This is a genomic window from Aquabacterium sp. (assembly GCF_004297345.1).
In the GTDB taxonomy this organism is placed as follows: Bacteria; Pseudomonadota; Gammaproteobacteria; order Burkholderiales; family Burkholderiaceae_C; genus Aquabacterium.
The window spans coordinates 1-3803 of record NZ_SCTN01000186.1 but is presented as its reverse complement, the minus strand read 5'-3'; the positions used below and the strand labels follow the sequence as shown (position 1 = coordinate 3803).

The window sequence follows — 3803 nt, the reverse complement described above, 5'->3', positions numbered from 1 at the left end:
CACCGGTGTCACAGAGCCTGGTTCGGATGGCACATCGGTGGGGGGGCGTGTGGCGCCTTCCATCCGCTATCTGCGTTTCAACAAGGCGTTCAGATTTGAGGATGGCACACCCACGGGCGGCTTCTTCTGGGATGGGCGGGCAGCCTCACTGGCCGAGCAAGGCAAGGGTCCTTTCCTGAATGCCAAGGAAATGGCCAATGCGGATGTGGCCACGGTCATTGCCAAGCTTGCGTCTGCCAGCTATGCCAACGAGTTCATGGCGCTGTATGGTCAGAACATCTTCAATGATCCTGCTGCTGCATTTGATCGTGTGGCCTTGGCCTTGCAGGCTTATCAGAAGGAAGACGGCGAGTTCGCGCCCTTCAGCAGCAAGTACGACGCTTATCTGAGAAGGCAGACCAACCTGAGCGCGTCGGAGTTGCGTGGCCTGGCCCTGTTCAACAGTTCAAGCAAGGGCAATTGCGCAGCCTGCCATCCCAGCGCCATGGGCACGGACGGCAGCTTCCCTCTGTTCACGGATTTCTCATATGACTCACTGGGTGTGCCGCGCAACTGGGCCGTGGCCACCGATCCGAGTTCCTTCGATCTGGGCTTGTGCGAGAGCGCTGCTGTGGCCGATCTGAGTGATGCACGCAAAGCCGCCGTGTGTGGCAAGTTCAAAGTGCCTTCTTTGCGCAATGTGGGCTTGCGCAAAGCCTTCTTCCACAACGGCCGCTTTGACACCTTGACCAAAGTCGTGACCTTTTATGTGCAGCGGGACATCAACCCGGATGCGTTCTACCTGGACAGCAACGGCCAGCCCGATGTGAAGTTCAACGACCTGCCTGAGGCCTATCGCGGCAACGTCAACGTCACGGAGGGGCCTTACAACCGTCAGCCCGGCGCCAGCCCGGCTTTGAACAGCGACGAGATCCACGATCTCGTGGACTTCCTGTGCACGCTGACCGACAACTGGCCCGCCACGGCATCGGATTGCAAGCGCTGAACCCGCCATCAAGTCATTTTCATCTTCTCTGGAACCTCGCCATGAACTCCATGCATCGCCTTACCTTGCTGGCCAGCACTTGCTTGAGCCTGTGTGCCGTGTCGGTTGCGCAAGCTGCACCCAAGCGTGTGGCCAAACCCGCAGCCGCCGCGACGGTGCCTTCGCACGAAGCGGAACTGATGCAGCGCCTCGATCAGCTCTCTGGTGAGATGGCACAACTCAAGGCGCAACTGGCTGAGCTCAAGCAGCAAGCCCAGGCGAACAAGGCCGTTGTGGTGGCGAACCCTGCGCCGGTGGCGTCAACGGCTCCTGCCGTGCCCGTGGTGGCTGCGGCCTCCGCTTCAGTCGCCAACGGTGTGGAAAACGGCACCGGCAATGACAACGCCGGCTCACCAACCGCAGAGCCTGCCACGGTGCTGACAGGCTACGGCGAGCTCAACTACAACCGCTACAACAAGGATTCGTCGCGCAACCAGGCTGACATGCGCCGCTTCGTGCTGGGCATGCAGCACCGCCTGGATGCCAAGACCAAGATCGTGACGGAGCTGGAGGTCGAGCACGGCGTGAGTTCTGCCGATGACAAGGGCGAGGTAGAGGTTGAGCAGGCTTATGCAGAGCGCCAGCTCAATGATCGCTGGGCCTTGCGCGCCGGCTTGTTCTTGATGCCCAGCGGTTTGCTCAACGAGAACCATGAGCCCACGGCCTACTACGGTGTCGAGCGCAACTTCGTTGAAACGGCCATCATCCCCTCAACATGGCGTGAAGGTGGCCTGCAACTGGTGGGTAACTTCGACAACGGCTTGACGGTGCAGACGGGCTTGAGCACGGGCTTTGATGTGTCCAAATGGGCCAGCGATGATGCTGAAACAGCCGACTCGCCACTGGGCTCTGTGCACCAGGAGATGTCGCAAGCCAAGGCCAAGGACCCTGCGGTATTTGTGGCCTTGAACTGGCGTGGGCTGCCGGGGCTTCAACTGGGCGGTTCCTGGTTCTCGGGCAATGGTGGTCAAGGCCAGCCCACAGCAGGTGGCAACAAGCTGCGCGTCAACTTGTGGGATCTGCATGCCCGCTACACCCTCGGCGCGCTGGATCTGTCGAGCGTGTATGCGCGTGGCACGATCTCCGGCACGGCTGATTTCAACATGCACAACGGCATCAGCAGTGGGCCGGATTGGTACCCCATTCCCAAGAGCTTCGATGGCGTCTACGTGCAGGCGGCCTACAAGCTGTGGGCTTGGGATGATCTGAGCCTGTCGCCCTTTGTGCGTGCCGAGCGTTTCAACACGCGCAAGTCCTATGCGGATCTGGGCTTGGGGCTGACGCCCGACGCGGCGGCTACCCGCCAGGTCTATACATTGGGTGCCAACTTCAATGTGGGGCAGGGCCTGGTCTTCAAGGCCGATGTGCAGCGCTTCAAGCATGATGGCGACAACAATCGCCTCGATCTGGGCATGGGCTGGAGCTTCTGACATGCGCTTCAAATTGGTAGATGCGGCCAAGCTGCTGCCTGCTGCCGTGGCCGTGGCAGCCAACGGCTTGCCTGTGATGGCCTATGCCGTGGATTACCTGAGCCCCCAGCAGGCGCAGCAGGCCTTGTTTCCGCAAGCCGATCGATTCGATGTGCGTGAGATCAAGCTGGATGCGGCGCAGATGCAGGCCATGGCCAGTCGCTATGGCGTGCCGGCTCGTTCCGCGCAATGGAAGGTGCTTGAAGCATCGCAAGGTGGCAAGCGATTGGGCTGGGTCATCATCGACAACGTGGTCGGCAAATTCGAGTTGATCACCTATGCCGTGGGCATCGCGGTGGATGGCTCGGTCAAGCAGGTCGAGATCCTTTCTTACCGAGAAAGCCATGGTGGCGAGATCCGCTTGCCCGCGTGGCGCCAGCAGTTTGTGGGCAAGACGGCGCAAGCCCCCATCAAGGTGGGCAGTGACATCGCCAACATCAGTGGCGCGACCTTGTCTTGCAGCCACGTGACCGAAGGCATCAAGCGCATTGCGGCGCTCATCGACATGGCGCGCAGTAGCGGGCAACTTGGAGCGGGTGCTTGAGCCTGTTTGCCTTGCCGCCGCATGAAGGCGCCCAATGGGTGCGCCGTGCACGGCCGGTGCTGGGCACGTTGGTGGATATCGGCGTGCCTGTGGGTTCAGAGGTTGCCTTGCACGCGGCCTTTGAGATCATGCAGCAGGTGCAACAGCGCATGTCGGTGTTCGAAGCGGGCAGTGATCTGAGCCGCAGCCATGCGGCGGCAGTCGGCGAGCCCGTTGTCGTGCATCCCTGGACGGCTGACGTGCTGCAGTTTGCGCAAACCTTGCAAGCGCAGTCTGATGGCTTGTTCGATGTGGCCTTGGGTTCGGGCTCTTGGCAATTGGACTGGCAAGATGCGCAGCCCTGCCTGATTCGCCACCAGGCCTCCACCAGCCTTGATCTGGGTGGCCTGGCCAAGGGCTGGGCTGTGGACAAGGCGGTGGAAGCAGCCTTGGGGCAGGGCGCTGCGGCCGTGTGGGTCAATGCCGGTGGGGACTTGCGAGCCCACGGCCTGACCTTGCCCTTGGTGTTGCGTGATGAGCTCGGCGGCGGTGTTCGCCCTTGGGCCGAATTACAGGATGGCGCGATGGCCACGAGTGATTTCCGTGCCGGCGCCCGATCGCATTTGAGCGGTCAAGGCGCGGCCTTGCACGTGAGCGTGCTGGCACCGCGTTGCGCCTGGGCTGATGCCTTGACCAAGGTGATTGCACAATGTCGGACGCTGGACCACGGTCTGGCGCACGACCTGCTGCAACACTACCAGGCCCAAGCCTGGGTTCACGAGCCATC

The 3803-nt window shown here is 61.5% G+C and carries 4 protein-coding genes; all 4 read left to right on the top strand.

The features are described from left to right. A partial coding sequence (locus EPO09_RS06380; RefSeq protein ID WP_290641322.1) for a cytochrome c peroxidase occupies positions 1 to 985 on the top strand: 985 nt, incomplete at its 5' end. A 41-nt stretch (positions 986 to 1026) separates the two neighbouring features. Next, positions 1027 to 2454 carry a porin gene (locus tag EPO09_RS06375; RefSeq protein WP_290641319.1) on the top strand — a complete coding sequence of 476 codons (1428 nt, stop codon included), beginning with the start codon at positions 1027 to 1029 and terminating at the stop codon, positions 2452 to 2454. A gap of 1 nt (position 2455) precedes the next feature. Then, positions 2456 to 3037, top strand: a complete 582-nt coding sequence (locus EPO09_RS06370) for an FMN-binding protein (RefSeq protein WP_290641317.1) — start codon at positions 2456 to 2458, stop codon at positions 3035 to 3037. Beyond that, on the top strand, positions 3034 to 3803 hold a 770-nt coding region (locus tag EPO09_RS06365), incomplete at its 3' end, for an FAD:protein FMN transferase (protein WP_290641315.1). The genes EPO09_RS06370 and EPO09_RS06365, both read left to right, overlap by 4 nt.